The sequence below is a fragment of the Pseudomonas sp. GNP012 genome (assembly GCF_054343835.1).
The window spans coordinates 5420131-5439354 of record NZ_JBTGUU010000001.1 but is presented as its reverse complement, the minus strand read 5'-3'; the positions used below and the strand labels follow the sequence as shown (position 1 = coordinate 5439354).

20 protein-coding genes are annotated in these 19224 nt (G+C 57.1%); 18 read left to right on the top strand and 2 right to left on the bottom strand.

From position 1 onward, the window contains the following. Window positions 1-8 precede the first annotated feature (8 nt). Window positions 9-1112 (bottom strand): DNA polymerase III subunit beta, encoded by a 1104-nt coding sequence (gene dnaN / locus ACXX83_RS24715; RefSeq protein WP_007969885.1) that lies wholly within the window; start codon window positions 1110-1112, stop codon window positions 9-11. Window positions 1113-1151: 39 nt separating this feature from the next. Continuing rightward, window positions 1152-2675 carry a chromosomal replication initiator protein DnaA gene (dnaA, locus tag ACXX83_RS24710; protein ID WP_102700987.1) on the bottom strand — a complete coding sequence of 508 codons (1524 nt, stop codon included), beginning with the start codon at window positions 2673-2675 and terminating at the stop codon, window positions 1152-1154. 566 nt (window positions 2676-3241) lie between these two features. Here dnaA and rpmH point away from each other — a divergent pair. From rpmH to ACXX83_RS24620, 18 genes are all read left to right on the top strand, one after another. Continuing rightward, on the top strand, window positions 3242-3376 hold the full coding sequence (gene rpmH / locus ACXX83_RS24705) for a 50S ribosomal protein L34 (protein ID WP_003213577.1): 135 nt from the start codon (window positions 3242-3244) through the stop codon (window positions 3374-3376). Window positions 3377-3392: 16 nt separating this feature from the next. Continuing rightward, complete coding sequence (gene rnpA / locus ACXX83_RS24700) at window positions 3393-3794, top strand: ribonuclease P protein component (RefSeq protein ID WP_015097448.1); 402 nt, start codon at window positions 3393-3395, stop codon at window positions 3792-3794. Further along, window positions 3787-4032 (top strand): membrane protein insertion efficiency factor YidD, encoded by a 246-nt coding sequence (gene yidD / locus ACXX83_RS24695; protein ID WP_458549833.1) that lies wholly within the window; start codon window positions 3787-3789, stop codon window positions 4030-4032. Before rnpA ends, yidD begins: the two co-directional genes overlap by 8 nt. 2 nt (window positions 4033-4034) lie before the next feature. Next, window positions 4035-5714: a membrane protein insertase YidC gene (yidC, locus tag ACXX83_RS24690; RefSeq protein WP_015097447.1), complete on the top strand. Its 1680-nt coding sequence runs from the start codon at window positions 4035-4037 to the stop codon at window positions 5712-5714. Window positions 5715-5793: 79 nt separating this feature from the next. Next, a complete protein-coding gene (gene mnmE, locus ACXX83_RS24685) occupies window positions 5794-7164 on the top strand; it encodes a tRNA uridine-5-carboxymethylaminomethyl(34) synthesis GTPase MnmE (RefSeq protein WP_458549831.1) in 1371 nt (456 codons plus the stop codon). Between the two features lie 550 nt (window positions 7165-7714). Next, window positions 7715-9613 (top strand): tRNA uridine-5-carboxymethylaminomethyl(34) synthesis enzyme MnmG, encoded by a 1899-nt coding sequence (gene mnmG / locus ACXX83_RS24680; RefSeq protein WP_458549830.1) that lies wholly within the window; start codon window positions 7715-7717, stop codon window positions 9611-9613. Beyond that, entirely contained in the window at window positions 9610-10254 is a 645-nt protein-coding gene (rsmG, locus tag ACXX83_RS24675; protein ID WP_007969895.1) for a 16S rRNA (guanine(527)-N(7))-methyltransferase RsmG, read from the top strand. Before mnmG ends, rsmG begins: the two co-directional genes overlap by 4 nt. A gap of 18 nt (window positions 10255-10272) precedes the next feature. Continuing rightward, complete coding sequence (locus tag ACXX83_RS24670) at window positions 10273-11070, top strand: ParA family protein (RefSeq protein WP_007969897.1); 798 nt, start codon at window positions 10273-10275, stop codon at window positions 11068-11070. A 9-nt stretch (window positions 11071-11079) separates the two neighbouring features. Beyond that, complete coding sequence (locus tag ACXX83_RS24665; RefSeq protein WP_095964409.1) at window positions 11080-11952, top strand: ParB/RepB/Spo0J family partition protein; 873 nt, start codon at window positions 11080-11082, stop codon at window positions 11950-11952. A gap of 148 nt (window positions 11953-12100) precedes the next feature. Beyond that, window positions 12101-12508 (top strand): F0F1 ATP synthase subunit I, encoded by a 408-nt coding sequence (locus ACXX83_RS24660; RefSeq protein ID WP_007969901.1) that lies wholly within the window; start codon window positions 12101-12103, stop codon window positions 12506-12508. Between the two features lie 16 nt (window positions 12509-12524). Continuing rightward, window positions 12525-13394: a F0F1 ATP synthase subunit A gene (atpB, locus tag ACXX83_RS24655; RefSeq protein ID WP_015097443.1), complete on the top strand. Its 870-nt coding sequence runs from the start codon at window positions 12525-12527 to the stop codon at window positions 13392-13394. Window positions 13395-13528: 134 nt separating this feature from the next. Further along, the gene (gene atpE, locus ACXX83_RS24650; RefSeq protein WP_003097235.1) at window positions 13529-13786 is read left to right on the top strand and encodes a F0F1 ATP synthase subunit C; all 258 of its coding nucleotides are present in this window, start codon (window positions 13529-13531) and stop codon (window positions 13784-13786) included. A 58-nt stretch (window positions 13787-13844) separates the two neighbouring features. Next, window positions 13845-14315, top strand: coding sequence for a F0F1 ATP synthase subunit B (locus tag ACXX83_RS24645; RefSeq protein ID WP_007969903.1), 471 nt, complete (start codon window positions 13845-13847; stop codon window positions 14313-14315). A gap of 12 nt (window positions 14316-14327) precedes the next feature. Then, complete coding sequence (locus ACXX83_RS24640) at window positions 14328-14864, top strand: F0F1 ATP synthase subunit delta (RefSeq protein ID WP_007969904.1); 537 nt, start codon at window positions 14328-14330, stop codon at window positions 14862-14864. 21 nt (window positions 14865-14885) lie between these two features. Then, window positions 14886-16430 carry a F0F1 ATP synthase subunit alpha gene (gene atpA / locus ACXX83_RS24635; RefSeq protein ID WP_007969905.1) on the top strand — a complete coding sequence of 515 codons (1545 nt, stop codon included), beginning with the start codon at window positions 14886-14888 and terminating at the stop codon, window positions 16428-16430. Between the two features lie 50 nt (window positions 16431-16480). Next, window positions 16481-17341 carry a F0F1 ATP synthase subunit gamma gene (gene atpG / locus ACXX83_RS24630; RefSeq protein WP_007934344.1) on the top strand — a complete coding sequence of 287 codons (861 nt, stop codon included), beginning with the start codon at window positions 16481-16483 and terminating at the stop codon, window positions 17339-17341. A 27-nt stretch (window positions 17342-17368) separates the two neighbouring features. Further along, window positions 17369-18745, top strand: a complete 1377-nt coding sequence (gene atpD / locus ACXX83_RS24625; protein ID WP_007969907.1) for a F0F1 ATP synthase subunit beta — start codon at window positions 17369-17371, stop codon at window positions 18743-18745. A gap of 45 nt (window positions 18746-18790) precedes the next feature. Beyond that, on the top strand, window positions 18791-19216 hold the full coding sequence (locus tag ACXX83_RS24620) for a F0F1 ATP synthase subunit epsilon (protein ID WP_007969909.1): 426 nt from the start codon (window positions 18791-18793) through the stop codon (window positions 19214-19216). The last annotated feature ends 8 nt before the right edge of the window (window positions 19217-19224 follow it).

Here is a 19224-nt window from a genome sequence, read left to right as displayed (position 1 = left end):
GGGCATGATTACAGACGCATCGGCATGACAACGTAGGCCGAGTCGTCGTTATCCGATTCCTGCACCAGCGCACTGCTGTTGGAGTCGGACAGGATCAGACGAACCTGCTCAGTGGTCATCACGCCCAGCACGTCGAGCAGGTAGCTCACGTTGAAGCCGATTTCCAGAGAGCCACCGTTGTATTCAACGCCCACTTCTTCTTCCGCTTCTTCCTGCTCCGGGTTGTTCGCCTGGATCTTCAACTGACCGCTGGCCAGTTGCAGACGGATACCACGGTACTTCTCGTTGGACAGGATCGCGGTACGGCTGAACGCTTCGCGCAGCGCCTGGCGATCGCCCAGTACCAGCTTGTCGCCGCCTTTTGGCAGAACGCGTTCGTAGTCCGGGAATTTGCCGTCGACCAGTTTCGAGGTGAAGGTGAACTCACCGGTGGTGGCGCGGATGTGGTGCTGACCCAGAACGATGCTGACATTGCCATCCGGCTCGGTGAGCAGGCGTGCCAGTTCGAGGATACCTTTGCGCGGTACGATCACCTGGTGACGATCCGGTTGACCGATATCGGCCTGCATCGAGCACATGGCCAGGCGGTGACCGTCGGTGGCCACGGCGCGGATCACACCAGCGGAAACTTCCAGCAACATGCCGTTGAGGTAGTAACGCACGTCCTGCTGGGCCATGGCGAAGCTGGTGCGCTCGATCAGACGGCGCAGCTTGCTTTGCTCCAGGCTGCAGGTCAGCGAGCCCGGGCCTTCTTCCACGGTTGGGAAGTCGTTGGCCGGCAGCGTCGACAAGGTGAAGCGGCTACGGCCGGCCTTGACCACAAGCTTCTGCTCATCGACCTTGATGTCGATCAGCGCATCGTTTGGCAGGCTCTTGCAGATGTCCATCAGCTTGCGCGCAGGCACGGTGATGGAACCCGGATCCGCCGGCTCTTCGAGTTGAACACGACCAACCAGCTCGACTTCCAGGTCGGTACCGGTCAGCGACAATTGCTGGCCTTCGACAACCAGCAGCACGTTGGAGAGCACCGGCAAGGTCTGGCGGCGTTCGACGACGCCTGCGACCAGTTGCAGGGGTTTCAACAGGGCTTCGCGTTGAATGGTGAAATGCATGGTCTAGTCCCTTGCCTTAATTAGCTGCGCTGGTGTTCATCAAGTGGTCAGTGTACGCAGCAGGTTCTTGTAGTCCTCGCGGATGTCCGCGTCGGATTCCTTAAGTTCGTTGATCTTGCGGCAGGCGTGCAAAACTGTCGTATGGTCGCGGCCGCCAAACACGTCGCCGATTTCCGGCAGGCTGTGGTTAGTCAACTCTTTGGACAAGGCCATTGCAACCTGACGCGGACGTGCGACCGAGCGAGAACGACGCTTGGACAGCAAGTCGGAGATCTTGATCTTGTAGTACTCGGCGACGGTGCGCTGAATGTTATCCACAGAGACCAGTTTATCCTGCAACGCCAACAAGTCCTTCAGGGATTCGCGAATCAACTCGATGGTGATATCGCGCCCCATGAAGTGCGAGTGGGCGATCACGCGTTTGAGCGCGCCTTCCAGCTCACGGACGTTGGAGCGGATACGCTGGGCAATGAAGAACGCGGCGTCATGCGGCAGCTCGACTTTAGCCTGATCGGCCTTCTTCATCAGGATCGCCACGCGGGTTTCCAGCTCCGGTGGCTCGACCGCAACGGTCAGGCCCCAGCCAAAGCGGGATTTGAGGCGTTCTTCAAGGCCTTCGATTTCTTTCGGGTAGCGGTCACTGGTGAGAATGACCTGCTGGCCACCTTCGAGCAGGGCGTTGAAGGTGTGGAAAAACTCTTCCTGGGAACGCTCTTTACGGGCGAAGAACTGAATGTCATCGATCAGCAACGCATCCACCGAACGGTAGAAGCGCTTGAACTCATTGATCGCGTTCAGTTGCAGGGCCTTGACCATGTCCGCCACGAAACGCTCGGAATGCAGGTACACCACCTTGGCGTTCGGGTTCTTCTTTAATAGATGGTTACCCACAGCGTGCATCAAGTGGGTTTTACCCAGGCCGACGCCACCATAAAGGAAGAGCGGGTTGTAACCGTGCTTGGGGTTGTCGGCCACCTGCCAGGCGGCGGCACGCGCCAACTGGTTGGATTTACCTTCGACGAAATTCTCGAAGGTAAAGGTGCGGTTCAGGTAACTGGTGTGCTTGAGCGCACCTTCGACCTGCACGGTACGTTGCTCGGCGCGAACCGGGGCCTGTTGCGAACTGGCGCCGGCCATCGGATCGAAGCTGTCACGGGAAGGTTCTTCCTCGGTGACCTCGGCCATTTTTTGCGTGGCGCGCTTGGTCGAAGCCGCAGCAGGTGCTGGCGGCGGCGGACTGGCGGGGGTTTGAGCAGCCTGGGCCTGGGAAGCGGCGGCGGCCAGGGGAGCATTGGGCGCGGCACGCGGTGCCGAACTGCGTTTGCTGCCTATTAATAAGGAAAGCGCAGGCGCCATGCCATTGCCGTGCTCATCGAGCAATTCGAGAACACGCCCCAGGTACTTTTCGTTGACCCAGTCCAGAACAAAACGATTGGGTGCATAGACACGCAACTCGTCGCCTTCGGCTTCGACCTGTAGTGGACGGATCCAAGTGTTGAATTGTTGGGCAGGCAGCTCATCGCGCAGAAGCTCCACGCACTGCTGCCAAAGTTCCACTGACACGGATATCCCCTAAGTTGAAAGCCGGTGAGGCAAAAACAAGCGGCCATTGTAGCGACCAGACGCCGACTTATCCACACGAAGGTGGTTCATCGACCAAGAAGAATCGCCGTTTCATACGCAAAAAAGACGACCAGTGGTCTGTGCATAAGCGCTGTGGATAACCGGGGTTAAGGTCATTGCACAAGTGGGAGCGAAACTCGGTGGATAACCGGCCTGTGGATAAACCGGCTTTCCACACACAGGTTATCCGATAGCGCAGCACAGGCTGAACACGGTTTTCCACTGTAGTTGTCATTCTCTGTACAGCAGGTAAAACAAGGCTCAAAGGCACTTATCCACAGAAGGGTGCGGGCCTAGCTTTTATAAGCTTTACAGAAAAGCTTTAAATACTTTCCTTTCTTATTTTTATATTTACCCGCGGTTCGTTCAGCGCAAAAGGGCTGGAGATCTATTTATAAGGAAACGCTGGTTGGAAATTGACCTGAAGGCTTGCTTTCTCTAGAATCCCCGGTCTCTTAAAACGGGGGCCATTCCGGCCCGTTGTGGACGAACCAGGTAACACGACAATGAAACGTACTTTCCAACCAAGCACTATCAAACGCGCTCGTACCCACGGTTTCCGTGCTCGCATGGCTACCAAGAACGGTCGTGCCGTACTGTCGCGTCGTCGCGCCAAAGGTCGTGCGCGTCTGGCAGTTTGATAAGCCGGCACTGGAGGTGAGTCAGGACTTCAGTCGGGAAAAGCGTCTGCTTACTCCCCGGCATTTCAAGGCAGTCTTTGACTCCCCTACCGGCAAGGTTCCGGGGAAAAATCTCCTGCTCCTTGCGCGCAACAACGATCTTGATCACCCCCGTCTCGGGTTGGTTATCGGGAAAAAGAGCGTAAAGCTCTCCGTCGAGCGCAATCGCCTCAAACGTCTGATGCGCGAATCGTTTCGCCTGAACCAGGATTCACTGGTCGGCTGGGACATTGTTATCGTCGCGCGCAAAGGTTTGGGTGACGTAGAAAACCCCGAATTGATTCAGCATTTCGGCAAACTCTGGAAACGCCTGGCTCGCAGTTCGCCGGTACCAGCAGTCAAAACCGAAACTGTAGGGGTAGACAGTCCAGATGCGTAAACTGGCACTCGTTCCGATCCAGTTTTATCGCTATGCCATTAGTCCCCTGATGGCCAGTCACTGTCGTTTCTACCCCAGTTGTTCCTGCTACGCGTTAGAAGCCATCGAAAATCATGGCCTTCTTCGCGGTAGCTGGCTGACCTTTCGTCGTTTAGGTCGCTGTCATCCGTGGAATCCCGGTGGTTATGACCCGGTTCCACCTATCCCTACCTCCCGTTCTTCTTCGATGGCCGAGTAATCATGGATATCAAACGCACGATCCTGATCGTCGCCCTGGCAATCGTGTCCTACGTTATGGTTCTTAAATGGAACCAGGACTATGGCCAGGCTGCCCTGCCGACTCAGAATGTTGCCACCAATACGACTGCATCGGGCCTGCCGGATACGGCATCTGGCTCCAACGCTTCCGCCAGTGACGACATTCCACGTGCTGCTAGCGACACCAGCGCACCTGCCGAAACACCGGTGGCTGTGAGCAAGGACCTCATCCAGATCAAAACGGATGTACTGGACCTGGCTATCGACCCACAAGGTGGTGATGTTGCCCAGTTGACCCTGCCGCTGTATCCGCGTCGTCAGGATCACCCGGAAATTCCGTTCCAGCTGTTCGATAACGGCGGCGAACGTACTTATCTGGCACAAAGCGGTCTGATCGGCACCAACGGTCCGGATGCAAATCCGGCCGGTCGTCCGGTTTACTCCTCGGAGAAGAAGGTTTATCAACTGGCTGACGGTCAGGACCAATTGGTCGTGGACCTGAAGTTCAGCAAGGACGGCGTCAACTACATCAAGCGTTTCACCCTGAAACGCGGCCTGTATGACGTAACCGTTTCCTACCTGATCGACAACCAGAGCGCCCAGCCCTGGACCGGTGCGATGTTCGCCCAGTTGAAGCGTGACGCCAGCGCCGATCCTTCGTCGACCACGGCGACCGGCACCGCGACTTACCTGGGCGCCGCCCTGTGGACAAGTTCGGAGCCGTACAAGAAAGTGTCCATGAAGGACATGGACAAGGCGCCGGTGAAAGAAACCGTCACTGGCGGTTGGGTTGCCTGGTTGCAGCACTACTTCGTGACCGCATGGATTCCGGCCAAGGGCGAAAACAACGTCGTCCAGACCCGAAAAGACAGCAAAGGCAACTACATCATCGGCTACACCGGCCCATCGATGAGTGTTGCCCCGGGCGCCAAGGCCGAGACCAGCGCTGTTCTGTACGCAGGCCCGAAAAGCCAGGCCGTGCTGAAAGAGTTGTCCCCAGGTCTGGAACTGACCGTCGACTACGGCATTCTGTGGTTCATTGCCCAGCCAATCTTCTGGTTGCTGCAACATATCCACGCGCTGGTCGGTAACTGGGGCTGGTCGATCATCTTCCTGACCATGCTGATCAAGGGGATCTTCTTCCCGTTGTCGGCTGCCAGCTACAAATCCATGGCGCGCATGCGTGCAGTGGCACCGAAACTGGCCGCGCTGAAAGAGCAACATGGCGATGACCGGCAGAAAATGTCGCAAGCCATGATGGAGCTGTACAAGAAAGAAAAGATCAATCCGCTGGGTGGTTGCTTGCCAATCCTCGTGCAGATGCCGGTTTTCCTCTCGCTGTACTGGGTTCTGCTGGAAAGCGTTGAAATGCGCCAGGCGCCGTTCATGCTGTGGATTACTGACCTGTCGATCAAGGATCCGTTCTTCATTCTGCCGATCATCATGGGTGCAACCATGTTCATCCAGCAGCAGTTGAACCCGACTCCTCCGGATCCGATGCAGGCGAAGGTCATGAAAATGATGCCAATCATCTTCACCTTCTTCTTCCTGTGGTTCCCGGCGGGTCTGGTGCTGTACTGGGTAGTGAACAACGTATTGTCGATCGCCCAACAGTGGTACATCACTCGTAAGATCGAAGCGGCTGCCAAAGCAGCTGCCTGATTTACACTGTGGATAACCACTCAAGACGCCCCCTAGTGGGGCGTTTTGCTATCTGTCACTTTTGTCTGGATACCGGTTTATGAGCGTTCCTCGTGAAACCATCGCCGCCGTCGCCACCGCTCAAGGTCGTGGCGGTGTAGGCATCGTGCGTATTTCCGGGCCGTTGGCCAGTGTTGCGGCCAAGGCTTTCAGTGGTCGCGAGCTCAAGCCGCGATTTGCCCACTACGGCCCATTTTTGGGTGAACACGACGAGGTGCTGGACCAGGGCATCGCGCTGTATTTTCCGGGGCCAAACTCGTTTACCGGCGAGGATGTGCTGGAACTCCAGGGGCATGGTGGCCCGATTGTTCTGGATATGTTGCTCAAGCGCTGCCTGGAACTGGGTTGCCGGCTTGCCCGGCCGGGGGAATTCAGCGAGCGCGCGTTCCTCAACGACAAGCTTGACCTGGCCCAGGCCGAGGCCATTGCCGACCTGATTGAAGCCAGTTCTGCCCAGGCTGCGCGAAACGCGTTGCGCTCCCTGCAGGGTGCTTTCTCGTCACGTGTGCATAACCTCACCGAGCAATTGATCGGCCTGCGCATCTACGTCGAAGCGGCCATCGATTTCCCGGAAGAGGAAATCGACTTCCTCGCCGATGGCCATGTCCTGAGCATGCTCGACAAAGTGCGCGACGAATTATCCACTGTCATGCGTGAAGCCGGGCAGGGTGCCTTGTTGCGAGACGGCATGACAGTGGTCATCGCCGGTCGTCCGAATGCCGGTAAATCCAGCCTGCTCAATGCACTGGCCGGGCGCGAAGCAGCGATCGTGACTGAAATTGCCGGCACCACCCGGGACGTACTTCGGGAACATATCCACATCGATGGGATGCCGCTGCATGTGGTGGATACCGCCGGTCTGCGCGATACCGATGACCATGTGGAAAAAATCGGCGTGGAACGTGCCTTGAAAGCCATCGGTGAAGCGGATCGGGTACTGCTGGTGGTCGATGCCACCGCGCCGGAAGCCCTCGATCCGTTCGCACTGTGGCCGGAATTTCTCGAAACCCGTCCCGATCCCGCGAAAGTTACCCTGATCCGCAACAAGGCCGACCTTACGGGCGAAACCATTGCCATGGAGATCAGCGACGACGGCCACGTCACCATCAGCCTGAGCGCCAGGTCCGGAGGTGTCGGTCTGGAGCTGCTGCGTGATCACCTCAAGGCCTGCATGGGCTACGAGCAAACGTCCGAAAGCAGCTTCAGTGCTCGCCGGCGACACCTGGAAGCGCTACGTCATGCCAGTGCTGCCCTTGAGCATGGTCGTGCCCAGTTGACCCTGGCCGGTGCTGGCGAGTTGTTGGCCGAAGATCTGCGCCAGGCTCAGCAGTCGCTGGGAGAAATCACCGGCGCCTTCAGCTCTGACGATCTGTTGGGGCGAATTTTCTCCAGCTTCTGTATCGGTAAGTAGCCCTCCTGGTATTCACAGACAGGCCGTTCGTGCCTGTCTGCTCTCTCTTTTTCTGAATAAACCCTCCAGTGCCGAGCGGACTTTGCCTGCTTGAGCGGAATTCTCGTGCCTGAATTTCGGGCAAACGACACTTTTCTGTGGATTAAGCCCTGTGAATAACCGCCGCTAAGGTCAGTTGATAACAGGGCCTGAAAACTGAACATAACCGCCTCTGTGGATAACCACCCCTTTCATCCACAGGCTTACACCGGTTATCCAAGGGCCTCATTGGCACATGAACACAGGGTTTTGAATCGCTGTACATATTGAAAATAAAGGCCTGTAGAGATCTATCCACAGAAAGGCAGGTGCATAGAAATAAACATAAAAACAAAGATTTAATAAATTTCTCTCTTTTTAATTTCTATAACTCCGACTTTTCCACAGCTGGTTAAATTTTGTGCAAAGGGTTCTTTAGGAAGGGCGAAGTCCCTATACTTGTCGACCAGGTCCGAAAACCTGAGCTCAAACTATTCCTGAATTACCTACTTAAGCAGGCACGAGGTGCGTGGTGGATTTCCCTTCCCGTTTTGAAGTGATCGTCATCGGCGGCGGTCATGCCGGTACCGAGGCAGCACTGGCCTCAGCACGTATGGGGGTGAAAACCCTTTTGCTGACGCATAACGTGGAAACCCTCGGTGCCATGAGTTGCAACCCGGCCATTGGCGGGATCGGCAAAAGCCACCTGGTCAAGGAAATCGACGCCCTCGGCGGCGCGATGGCCATGGCTACCGATAAAGGCGGCATCCAGTTTCGTGTGTTGAACAGCCGCAAAGGCCCGGCCGTGCGTGCAACCCGTGCACAGGCCGACCGGATTCTGTACAAGGCCGCTGTCCGCGAAATCCTGGAAAACCAGCCGAACCTGTGGATATTTCAACAGGCCGCTGATGACCTGATCGTCGAGCAGGAACAAGTGCGCGGCGTAGTGACCCAGATGGGCCTGCGTTTCCTCGCCGACTCGGTGGTTTTGACCACAGGCACCTTCCTCGGTGGACTTATCCACATTGGTTTGCAGAATTTCTCCGGCGGCCGTGCCGGTGATCCACCGTCGATTGCCTTGGCTCACCGTCTACGTGAATTGCCTTTACGGGTCGGTCGCCTGAAGACCGGTACGCCGCCGCGTATCGACGCCCGTTCTGTGGATTTCTCGGTGATGACCGAGCAGGCCGGCGATACGCCGATCCCTGTGATGTCGTTCATGGGATCCAAAGAGCAGCATCCACGGCAGATCAGTTGCTGGATTACCCATACCAACGCCCGTACCCACGAAATCATTGCGGCGAACCTCGACCGTTCGCCGATGTATTCCGATGCAGGCGAGATCGAAGGCATCGGTCCGCGTTACTGCCCGTCGATCGAAGACAAGATTCACCGCTTTGCCGACAAGGAAAGCCACCAGGTCTTCATCGAACCGGAAGGTTTGACCACGAACGAGCTGTACCCGAACGGGATATCCACATCCTTGCCGTTCGATGTGCAATTGCAGATCGTGCAATCGATCCGCGGTATGGAAAACGCACACATCGTGCGCCCGGGCTACGCCATTGAGTACGACTACTTCGATCCGCGCGACCTGAAGTACAGCCTGGAAACCAAAGTGATCGGCGGCCTGTTCTTCGCCGGGCAAATCAACGGCACGACCGGTTACGAAGAAGCCGGCGCCCAGGGTTTGCTCGCCGGAACCAACGCGGCACTGCGCGCGCAGGGCAAAGATGCCTGGTGCCCGCGTCGCGACGAGGCCTATATCGGCGTGTTGGTCGACGACCTGATTACCCTCGGCACCCAAGAGCCGTACCGGATGTTCACCTCCCGCGCCGAATACCGTTTGATCCTGCGCGAAGACAACGCCGACCTGCGCTTGACCGAAAAAGGTCGCGAACTTGGCCTGGTGGATGACGTGCGTTGGGCGGCTTTCTGCAAAAAACGCGAAAGCATCGAACTGGAGGAGCAGCGCCTGAAAAGCACCTGGGTTCGCCCGGGCACCGAACAGGGCGATGCGATTGCCGAAAAATTCGGCACGCCGCTGACCCACGAATACAACCTGCTGAATCTCTTGAGCCGTCCGGAAGTCGACTACGCTGGTCTGATCGCCGTGACCGGAGGCGGTGCAGAAGACCCACAGGTCGCCGAACAGGTCGAAATCAAGACCAAGTACGCCGGTTACATCGATCGTCAACAGGATGAAATCGCCCGCCTGCGCGCCAGCGAAGACACCAAATTGCCTGTGGATATCGATTACACGAATATTTCCGGTCTCTCCAAAGAGATCCAGAGCAAGCTCGGTGCGACCCGCCCTGAAACCTTGGGCCAGGCTTCGCGTATCCCGGGCGTAACGCCGGCAGCCATTTCGCTGTTGATGATTCATTTGAAAAAACGCGGCGCGGGCCGTCAGTTGGAGCAAAGCGCTTGAGTTCGTTGGTCACTTCGCAACATGCAGAAGAGTTATCCACAGGTGCCCGCCAGCTTGGCGTCACGCTGACAGAAACCCAGCATGCGCAACTGCTGGGTTATCTGGCCCTGTTGATCAAATGGAACAAGGCTTACAACCTCACCGCCGTGCGTGATCCGGACGAAATGGTCTCCCGTCACCTGCTCGACAGTCTGAGCGTGATGTCATTCATCGAAAACGGACGCTGGCTCGACGTTGGCAGTGGCGGCGGCATGCCTGGCATTCCGCTGGCTATCCTGTTTCCCGAGTCCCAGGTGACGTGCCTGGACAGCAACGGCAAGAAAACCCGCTTCCTGACCCAGGTCAAACTCGAACTCAAACTGGATAACCTGCAAGTTATCCACAGTCGCGTCGAAGCGTTCCAGCCTGCCCAGCCCTTCAACGGGATCATTTCCCGGGCGTTCAGCAGCATGGAAAACTTCAGCAACTGGACTCGCCACCTCGGCGATAGCGAAACACGCTGGCTGGCAATGAAGGGCGTTCATCCGGCCGATGAGCTGGTAGCATTGCCGGCAGACTTCCACCTCGATAGCGAACACGCCCTGGCCGTACCTGGTTGCCAAGGCCAACGCCATCTGCTGATACTGCGCCGCACGGCATGATTGGGAACACAAGCAAGAATGGCTAAGGTATTCGCGATAGCGAACCAAAAAGGTGGCGTGGGCAAAACCACCACCTGCATCAACCTCGCAGCATCCCTGGTCGCGACCAAGCGCCGGGTGCTGTTGATCGATCTCGATCCACAGGGCAACGCCACCATGGGTAGCGGTGTGGATAAACATGGCCTGGAAAACTCGGTCTACGACCTGTTGATCGGTGAGTGCGACCTGGCCCAGGCCATGCACTTCTCCGAACACGGTGGTTACCAGTTGTTGCCGGCCAACCGCGACCTGACCGCGGCCGAAGTGGTGCTGCTGGAAATGCAGATGAAGGAAAGCCGTCTGCGCAGTGCGCTGGCGCCTATCCGGGAAAACTACGATTACATTCTGATCGACTGCCCGCCGTCGCTGTCGATGCTGACCTTGAACGCACTGGTTGCCGCCGATGGGGTCATTATCCCCATGCAGTGCGAGTACTTCGCACTCGAAGGCTTGAGCGACCTTGTGGATAACATCAAGCGTATCGCTGAACTGCTCAATCCGAACCTCAAGGTCGAAGGCCTGCTGCGGACGATGTACGACCCGCGCCTGAGCCTGATGAACGATGTCTCGGCGCAGCTCAAGGAACACTTCGGCGAACAGCTGTACGACACCGTCATTCCGCGCAACATCCGTCTGGCCGAAGCGCCAAGCTACGGCATGCCGGCGCTGGCGTACGACAAAGCGTCGCGAGGTGCCGTTGCCTATCTGGCATTGGCGGGCGAAATGGTTCGTCGTCAACGCAAAAACTCACGCATCGCCGCCGCTCAGGCAACTTAAGGAATCCCCATGGCCGTCAAGAAACGAGGTCTCGGACGTGGACTGGATGCTCTGTTGAGTGGTCCGACTGTCAGCTCGCTGGAAGAACAAGCGGCGCAAGCCGATCAGCGTGAGCTGCAACACCTTCCCCTGGATCTGCTCCAGCGCGGCAAATACCAGCCGCGTCGTGACATGGACCCGCAGGCGCTGGAAGAACTGGCGCAGTCGATCAGGGCCCAGGGTGTCATGCAGCCCATCGTGGTTCGCCCGATCGGCAGCGGTCGTTTTGAAATCATTGCTGGCGAACGTCGCTGGCGTGCCAGCCAGCAGGCGGGGCAGGAAACCATCCCGGCGATGGTTCGCGATGTACCCGATGAAACCGCGATCGCCATCGCCCTGATCGAGAACATCCAGCGCGAAGACCTGAACCCGATTGAAGAGGCGGTGGCCCTGCAGCGTTTGCAGCAGGAGTTCCAGCTGACCCAGCAACAGGTGGCCGAGGCTGTGGGCAAGTCCCGGGTGACCGTGGCCAACCTGTTGCGCCTGATTTCCTTGCCGGAAGTCATCAAGACCATGCTGTCCCACGGCGACCTGGAAATGGGTCATGCCCGTGCTTTGCTCGGTTTACCGGAAAATCAACAGGTTGAAGGGGCGCGACATGTTGTCGCACGCGGGCTGACCGTGCGCCAGACTGAGGCACTGGTTCGCCAGTGGTTGAGTGGCAAACCGGAGCCTGTGGAACCCCAAAAAACGGACCCGGATATCGCTCGCCTCGAACAGCGCCTGGCCGAGCGCCTAGGCTCTGCGGTGCAGATCCGCCACGGCAAGAAGGGTAAAGGGCAGTTGGTGATTGGCTACAACTCCCTGGATGAGCTTCAAGGCGTACTTGCTCATATACGCTGAAACATTTCCTCATGTAGCGCGCAGTCGGAAATCACTACCTGACAGTTGAATAGGGGCAGAACCGCCCCTATACTCTGCGCGCATTTTGTCGGCACAAATTATGCCAAGTTATTGAATTCTGGCAGCCGACCATTGGAGAGTAAAAGTGATGGAAACCCGCACGCCAAACCGCTTGCCCTTCCATCGCCTGGCAGTTTTTCCGGTGTTAATGGCTCAATTTGTCGTTTTGCTCATTGCTGCTTTGGCGCTCTGGCAATGGCGGGGAGTCGTTGCCGGGTACTCGGGACTTTGCGGAGGCCTGATAGCCTTGCTGCCCAATGTTTATTTCGCTCACAGGGCATTTCGGTTTTCCGGCGCCCGAGCAGCCCAGTCCATCGTCCGGTCTTTTTATGCCGGCGAGGCAGGCAAACTGATTTTGACGGCAGTGCTGTTTGCACTGGTGTTTGCAGGTGTGAAGCCATTGGCGCCGATTGCAGTATTCGGTGTCTTCGTGCTGACTCAGTCAGTCAGCTGGTTCGCTCCCCTGCTGATGAGAACAAGACTTTCGAGACCTTAGGGCGTTTGAGGCAACCATGGCAGAAACAACCGCTTCGGGCTATATCCAGCACCACTTGCAGAACCTGACCTTCGGTCAGCACCCTACCGGCGGCTGGGGCTTTGCCCACACCGCAGCAGAAGCCAAGGAAATGGGCTTCTGGGCTTTCCACGTCGATACACTCGGCTGGTCGGTCGCATTGGGTCTGATCTTCGTTCTTCTTTTCCGCATGGCGGCAAAGAAAGCGACCTCGGGTCAGCCTGGTGCTTTGCAGAACTTCGTTGAAGTACTGGTCGAATTCGTCGATGGCAGCGTGAAAGACAGCTTCCATGGCCGTAGCCCGGTGATTGCACCGCTGGCACTGACCATCTTCGTCTGGGTGTTCCTGATGAACGCCGTCGACCTGGTACCGGTCGACTGGATTCCTCAACTGGCCATCCTGATCTCCGGCGATGCGCATATCCCGTTCCGTGCCGTGTCGACTACCGACCCGAACGCGACCCTGGGCATGGCGTTCTCGGTTTTCGCACTGATCATCTTCTACAGCATCAAGGTCAAGGGCCTCGGCGGTTTCATCGGCGAGCTGACCCTGCACCCTTTCGGCAGCAAGAACATCTTCGTTCAGGCCCTGCTGATCCCGGTGAACTTCCTGCTGGAATTCGTGACCCTGATCGCCAAGCCGATCTCTCTGGCTCTGCGTCTGTTCGGCAACATGTATGCCGGCGAACTGGTCTTCATCCTGATTGCTGTTATGTTCGGCAGCGGTCTGCTCTGGCTCAGCGGCCTGGGCGTCGTTCTGCAGTGGGCGTGGGCTGTGTTCCACATCCTGATCATCACCCTGCAGGCGTTCATCTTCATGATGTTGACCATCGTCTACCTGTCGATGGCGCACGAAGAAAACCATTAAGACCAGTCTCGACTAGTCTGATGTCCTTCCCGGTCAAACGGGAAGGGGCTCTTCACGGGGCCTCTGAAACGATTTGTTTTACCGCTTTAAATTAAAAAAACCTAAACCATACGACGTAAAAGTCGGGAGGAAAGATGGAAACTGTAGTTGGTCTAACCGCTATCGCTGTTGCACTGTTGATCGGCCTGGGCGCACTGGGTACCGCAATTGGTTTCGGCCTGCTGGGCGGCAAGTTCCTGGAAGGCGCAGCGCGTCAGCCAGAAATGGTTCCAATGCTGCAAGTTAAAATGTTCATCGTTGCCGGTCTGCTCGACGCCGTAACCATGATCGGTGTTGGTATCGCTCTGTTCTTCACCTTTGCGAACCCGTTCGTTGGTCAGATCGCTGGCTAATTACTCGGATCTTTCGGGTAATTTGGTGTGATGGACAACGTAACTGCGAGGTGTTGGCGTGAACATTAATGCGACCCTGATTGGCCAGTCCGTTGCGTTCCTGATTTTTGTACTGTTCTGCATGAAGTTCGTATGGCCTCCGGTCATCACGGCTCTGCACGAACGTCAAAAGAAGATCGCTGATGGTCTGGACGCTGCCAGCCGAGCAGCTCGCGACCTGGAGTTGGCCCAAGAAAAAGCGGGTCAGCAACTGCGCGAAGCGAAAGCTCAGGCAGCTGAAATCATCGAGCAAGCCAAGAAACGCGGTACCCAGATTGTCGACGAAGCCCGTGAACAGGCTCGCGTCGAAGCTGACCGTGTGAAGGCTCAGGCTCAGGCCGAGATCGAACAGGAACTGAACAGCGTCAAAGACGCGCTGCGCGCCCAAGTGGGTAGCCTGGCCGTTGGCGGTGCTTCGAAGATCCTGGGCAAAGCAATCGATCAAAACGCGCACGCAGAGCTGGTTAACCAACTGGCTGCTGAAATCTAAGCGAGGGCGATCATGGCAGAACTGACCACGTTGGCCCGACCTTACGCTAAGGCGGCCTTCGAGCACGCTCAGGCCCACCAGCAACTGGCCAATTGGTCAGCCATGCTCGGCCTGGCAGCAGCGGTGTCGCAAGACGACACCATGCAGCGCGTGCTCAAGGCCCCGCGACTGACGAGCGCAGAAAAGGCCGCCACGTTCATTGACGTGTGCGGCGACAAGTTTGATGTAAAGGCACAGAACTTCATTCACGTCGTTGCCGAAAACGACCGTCTCCCGCTGTTGCCGGAGATCGCCGCTCTGTTCGACCTGTACAAGGCCGAACAAGAGAAATCGGTAGACGTTGAAGTGACCAGTGCCTTCGCATTGAACCAAGAACAGCAAGACAAACTCGCCAAGGTTCTCAGTGCACGACTCAACCGGGAAGTGCGCCTGCAAGTCGAGGAAGATTCATCCCTTATTGGGGGTGTTGTCATCCGCGCCGGCGACCTGGTTATCGATGGCTCGATTCGCGGCAAAATCGCGAAACTTGCCGAAGCATTGAAATCTTGAGTTTGAAGGGGCAGCAGAGCAATGCAGCAACTCAATCCTTCCGAAATAAGTGAAATTATCAAGGGCCGCATCGACAAGCTCGATGTGACCTCCCAAGCCCGTAACGAAGGCACTGTCGTCAGCGTATCTGACGGCATCGTGCGGATTCACGGTCTGGCCGACGTAATGTACGGCGAGATGATCGAGTTTCCGGGCGGCGTCTTCGGTATGGCCCTCAACCTGGAGCAAGACTCTGTAGGTGCCGTTGTATTGGGCGCATACCAGACTCTGGCTGAAGGCATGAGCGCCAAGTGCACTGGCCGCATCCTGGAAGTTCCGGTTGGTAAGGAACTGCTGGGTCGCGTAGTCGACGCACTGGGTAACCCAGTTGACGGCAAAGGTCCGCTGAACAACACCGAGACCGACGCGGTCGAGAAAGTTGCTCCAGGCGTGATCTGGCGTAAGTCGGTAGACCAGCCTGTACAGACTGGCTACAAGGCTGTCGATGCCATGATCCCTGTCGGCCGTGGCCAGCGTGAGCTGATCATCGGTGACCGTCAGATCGGTAAAACCGCTCTGGCGATCGACGCGATCATCAACCAGAAAGACAGCGGCATTTTCTGCGTCTACGTAGCGATCGGTCAGAAACAATCGACCATCGCCAACGTTGTTCGCAAGCTGGAAGAAAACGGTGCACTGGCTAACACTATCATCGTTGCAGCGAGCGCTTCGGAATCTGCAGCACTGCAGTTCCTGGCTCCGTACTCCGGTTGCACCATGGGCGAATACTTCCGCGACCGCGGTGAAGACGCGCTGATCGTTTATGACGATCTGTCCAAGCAAGCAGTGGCTTACCGCCAGATTTCCCTGCTGCTGCGCCGTCCACCAGGCCGTGAAGCTTACCCAGGCGACGTGTTCTATCTCCACTCCCGTCTGCTGGAGCGCGCATCCCGCGTTTCGGAAGAGTACGTAGAGAAGTTCACCAACGGCGCAGTGACCGGCAAAACCGGTTCCCTGACCGCACTGCCGATCATCGAAACCCAGGCTGGCGACGTTTCCGCGTTCGTTCCGACCAACGTGATTTCCATCACCGACGGTCAGATCTTCCTGGAATCGGCCATGTTCAACTCGGGCATCCGCCCTGCAGTGAACGCCGGTGTTTCGGTATCCCGTGTGGGTGGTGCCGCTCAGACCAAGATCATCAAGAAGCTGTCCGGTGGTATCCGTACCGCTCTGGCTCAGTACCGTGAACTGGCGGCATTCGCCCAGTTCGCTTCTGACCTGGACGAAGCGACCCGTAAGCAACTTGAGCATGGTCAGCGCGTTACCGAGCTGATGAAGCAGAAGCAATACGCGCCAATGTCGATCGCCGACATGTCGCTGTCGCTGTATGCCGCTGAGCGTGGGTTCCTGACCGACGTTGAAATCGCCAAGATCGGCAGCTTCGAACAAGCGCTGATTGCTTACTTCAACCGCGATCACGCCGACTTGATGGCGAAGATCAACGTGAAGGGTGACTTCAATGACGAAATCGATGGCGGCCTGAAAGCCGGTATCGAGAAGTTCAAGGCCACCCAAACCTGGTAAGCCGCAGCGGGAGCCTAGCGGCTCCCGCTTGCTAACCTGATAGGTGTTACATGGCAGGCGCAAAAGAGATTCGCAGTAAGATTGCGAGCATCAAAAGCACGCAAAAGATTACCAGCGCCATGGAAAAAGTGGCGGTCAGCAAAATGCGCAAGGCACAAATGCGCATGGCTGCTAGCCGTCCTTATGCGGAGCGCATCCGCCAGGTTATTGGCCATCTGGCCAACGCTAACCCGGAATATCGCCACCCGTTCATGATCGACCGTGAAGTAAAGCGTGTCGGTTATGTCGTAGTGAGCAGTGACCGTGGTCTGTGTGGTGGCTTGAACACCAACCTGTTCAAGGCTTTGGTCAAGGACATGGCGGTAAACCGCGAAAACGGCGTCGAGATCGATCTGTGTGTAGTTGGTAGCAAGGGTGCGGCTTTCTTCCGCAACTTCGGCGGTAACGTCGTTGCAGCTATCAGCCACCTGGGTGAAGAGCCGTCGATCAATGATCTGATCGGCAGCGTCAAGGTGATGCTGGATGCCTACCTGGACGGCCGTATTGACCGCCTGTCCGTGGTATCCAACAAGTTCATCAACACCATGACGCAACAGCCTACCGTGGAGCAGTTGATTCCACTGGTGGCAACCCCGGATCAAGAACTCAAGCACCACTGGGACTATCTCTACGAACCGGATGCCAAGGAGCTGCTCGACGGCTTGATGGTCCGTTACGTGGAGTCGCAGGTCTACCAGGCGGTGGTCGAGAACAACGCGGCTGAACAAGCTGCGCGGATGATCGCGATGAAGAACGCTACCGACAACGCCGGTGATTTGATCAGCGATTTGCAGCTGGTCTACAACAAGGCGCGTCAGGCTGCGATCACCCAAGAGATCTCGGAAATCGTCGGCGGCGCTGCCGCGGTTTAACGGTTCAAATATTCAGAGGATCCAGCTATGAGTAGCGGACGTATCGTTCAAATCATCGGCGCCGTTATCGACGTGGAATTCCCACGCGACAGCGTACCGAGCATCTACGACGCCTTGAAAGTTCAAGGCGCCGAAACCACTCTGGAAGTTCAGCAGCAGCTGGGCGACGGCGTGGTTCGTACCATTGCGATGGGCTCCACCGAAGGCTTGAAGCGCGGTCTGGACGTCAACAACACTGGCGCAGCCATCTCCGTACCGGTCGGTAAAGCGACCCTGGGCCGGATCATGGACGTACTGGGCAACCCGATCGACGAAGCTGGCCCGATCGGCGAAGAAGAGCGTTGGGGCATTCACCGTCCTGCGCCAACCTTCGCTGAACAAGCCGGTGGCAACGAACTGCTGGAAACAGGCATCAAGGTTATCGACCTGGTTTGCCCGTTCGCCAAGGGCGGTAAAGTCGGTCTGTTCGGTGGTGCCGGTGTAGGCAAGACCGTAAACATGATGGAACTGATCCGTAACATCGCCATCGAGCACAGCGGTTATTCCGTGTTCGCCGGTGTGGGTGAGCGTACTCGTGAGGGTAACGACTTCTACCACGAGATGAAGGACTCCAACGTTCTGGACAAAGTGGCACTGGTTTACGGTCAGATGAACGAGCCGCCGGGAAACCGTCTGCGCGTAGCTCTGACCGGCCTGACCATGGCCGAGAAGTTCCGTGACGAAGGTAACGACGTTCTGCTGTTCGTCGACAACATCTATCGTTACACCCTGGCCGGTACTGAAGTATCCGCACTGCTGGGCCGTATGCCTTCGGCAGTAGGTTACCAGCCGACCCTGGCTGAAGAGATGGGCGTGCTGCAAGAGCGCATCACTTCGACCAAGCAAGGTTCGATTACTTCGATCCAGGCGGTATACGTACCAGCGGACGACTTGACCGACCCGTCGCCAGCGACCACCTTCGCCCACTTGGACGCCACCGTCGTTCTGTCCCGTGACATCGCTTCCCTGGGTATCTACCCGGCGGTAGACCCACTGGACTCGACTTCGCGTCAGTTGGACCCGAACGTGATCGGCAACGACCACTACGAAACCGCTCGCGGTGTTCAGTACGTGTTGCAGCGTTACAAAGAACTGAAGGACATCATTGCGATCCTGGGTATGGACGAGCTGTCGGAAGCCGACAAGCAGTTGGTAAACCGTGCTCGTAAGATCCAGCGCTTCTTGTCGCAGCCGTTCTTCGTGGCTGAAGTCTTCACCGGTGCATCGGGTAAATACGTTTCCCTGAAAGACACCATTGCTGGCTTCAAAGGCATCCTCAACGGTGACTACGACCACCTGCCAGAACAAGCGTTCTACATGGTTGGCGGCATCGAAGAAGCGATCGAGAAAGCCAAGAAACTGTAATCCCGGCGCCCGGCAACGGGCGCTAATTTAGGTTGAGGCAATCAGATGGCTATGACAGTCCATTGCGATATCGTCAGCGCGGAAGGGGAAATCTTTTCCGGTCTGGTCGAGATGGTGATTGCGCACGGTGCACTGGGTGATCTTGGTATCGCCCTGGGTCACGCGCCGCTGATCACTAATCTGAAGCCAGGTCCGATCCGCCTGGTCAAGCAGGGCGGGGAAGAGGAGGTGTATTACATCTCCGGTGGTTTCCTCGAGGTTCAGCCGAACATGGTCAAGGTACTTGCCGACACCGTGCAACGTGCTGCCGATCTGGATGAAGCCTCCGCTCAGGAAGCCGTTAAGGCTGCCGAGAAGGCCTTGCATGAACGTGGCGCTGAATTCGATTACGGTTCTGCTGCCGCACGTCTGGCCGAGGCTGCAGCTCAGCTGCGCACCGTCCAGCAGATCCGCAAGAAGTTCGGCCACTAAGGTTGCGC

Bases quoted from the DNA above. Each gene is read 5' to 3' on its own strand.
- ACXX83_RS24665 (WP_095964409.1), top strand. From the start codon at position 11,080: ATGGCCGTCAAGAAACGAGGTCTCGGACGTGGACTGGATGCTCTGTTG.
- yidC (WP_015097447.1), top strand. From the start codon at position 4,035: ATGGATATCAAACGCACGATCCTGATCGTCGCCCTGGCAATCGTGTCC.
- mnmE (WP_458549831.1), top strand. From the start codon at position 5,794: ATGAGCGTTCCTCGTGAAACCATCGCCGCCGTCGCCACCGCTCAAGGT.
- atpA (WP_007969905.1), top strand. From the start codon at position 14,886: ATGCAGCAACTCAATCCTTCCGAAATAAGTGAAATTATCAAGGGCCGC.
- atpD (WP_007969907.1), top strand. From the start codon at position 17,369: ATGAGTAGCGGACGTATCGTTCAAATCATCGGCGCCGTTATCGACGTG.
- atpE (WP_003097235.1), top strand. From the start codon at position 13,529: ATGGAAACTGTAGTTGGTCTAACCGCTATCGCTGTTGCACTGTTGATC.
- atpB (WP_015097443.1), top strand. From the start codon at position 12,525: ATGGCAGAAACAACCGCTTCGGGCTATATCCAGCACCACTTGCAGAAC.
- ACXX83_RS24660 (WP_007969901.1), top strand. From the start codon at position 12,101: ATGGAAACCCGCACGCCAAACCGCTTGCCCTTCCATCGCCTGGCAGTT.
- ACXX83_RS24670 (WP_007969897.1), top strand. From the start codon at position 10,273: ATGGCTAAGGTATTCGCGATAGCGAACCAAAAAGGTGGCGTGGGCAAA.
- rpmH (WP_003213577.1), top strand. From the start codon at position 3,242: ATGAAACGTACTTTCCAACCAAGCACTATCAAACGCGCTCGTACCCAC.
- yidD (WP_458549833.1), top strand. From the start codon at position 3,787: ATGCGTAAACTGGCACTCGTTCCGATCCAGTTTTATCGCTATGCCATT.
- dnaN (WP_007969885.1), bottom strand. From the start codon at position 1,112: ATGCATTTCACCATTCAACGCGAAGCCCTGTTGAAACCCCTGCAACTG.
- ACXX83_RS24640 (WP_007969904.1), top strand. From the start codon at position 14,328: ATGGCAGAACTGACCACGTTGGCCCGACCTTACGCTAAGGCGGCCTTC.
- atpG (WP_007934344.1), top strand. From the start codon at position 16,481: ATGGCAGGCGCAAAAGAGATTCGCAGTAAGATTGCGAGCATCAAAAGC.
- ACXX83_RS24620 (WP_007969909.1), top strand. From the start codon at position 18,791: ATGGCTATGACAGTCCATTGCGATATCGTCAGCGCGGAAGGGGAAATC.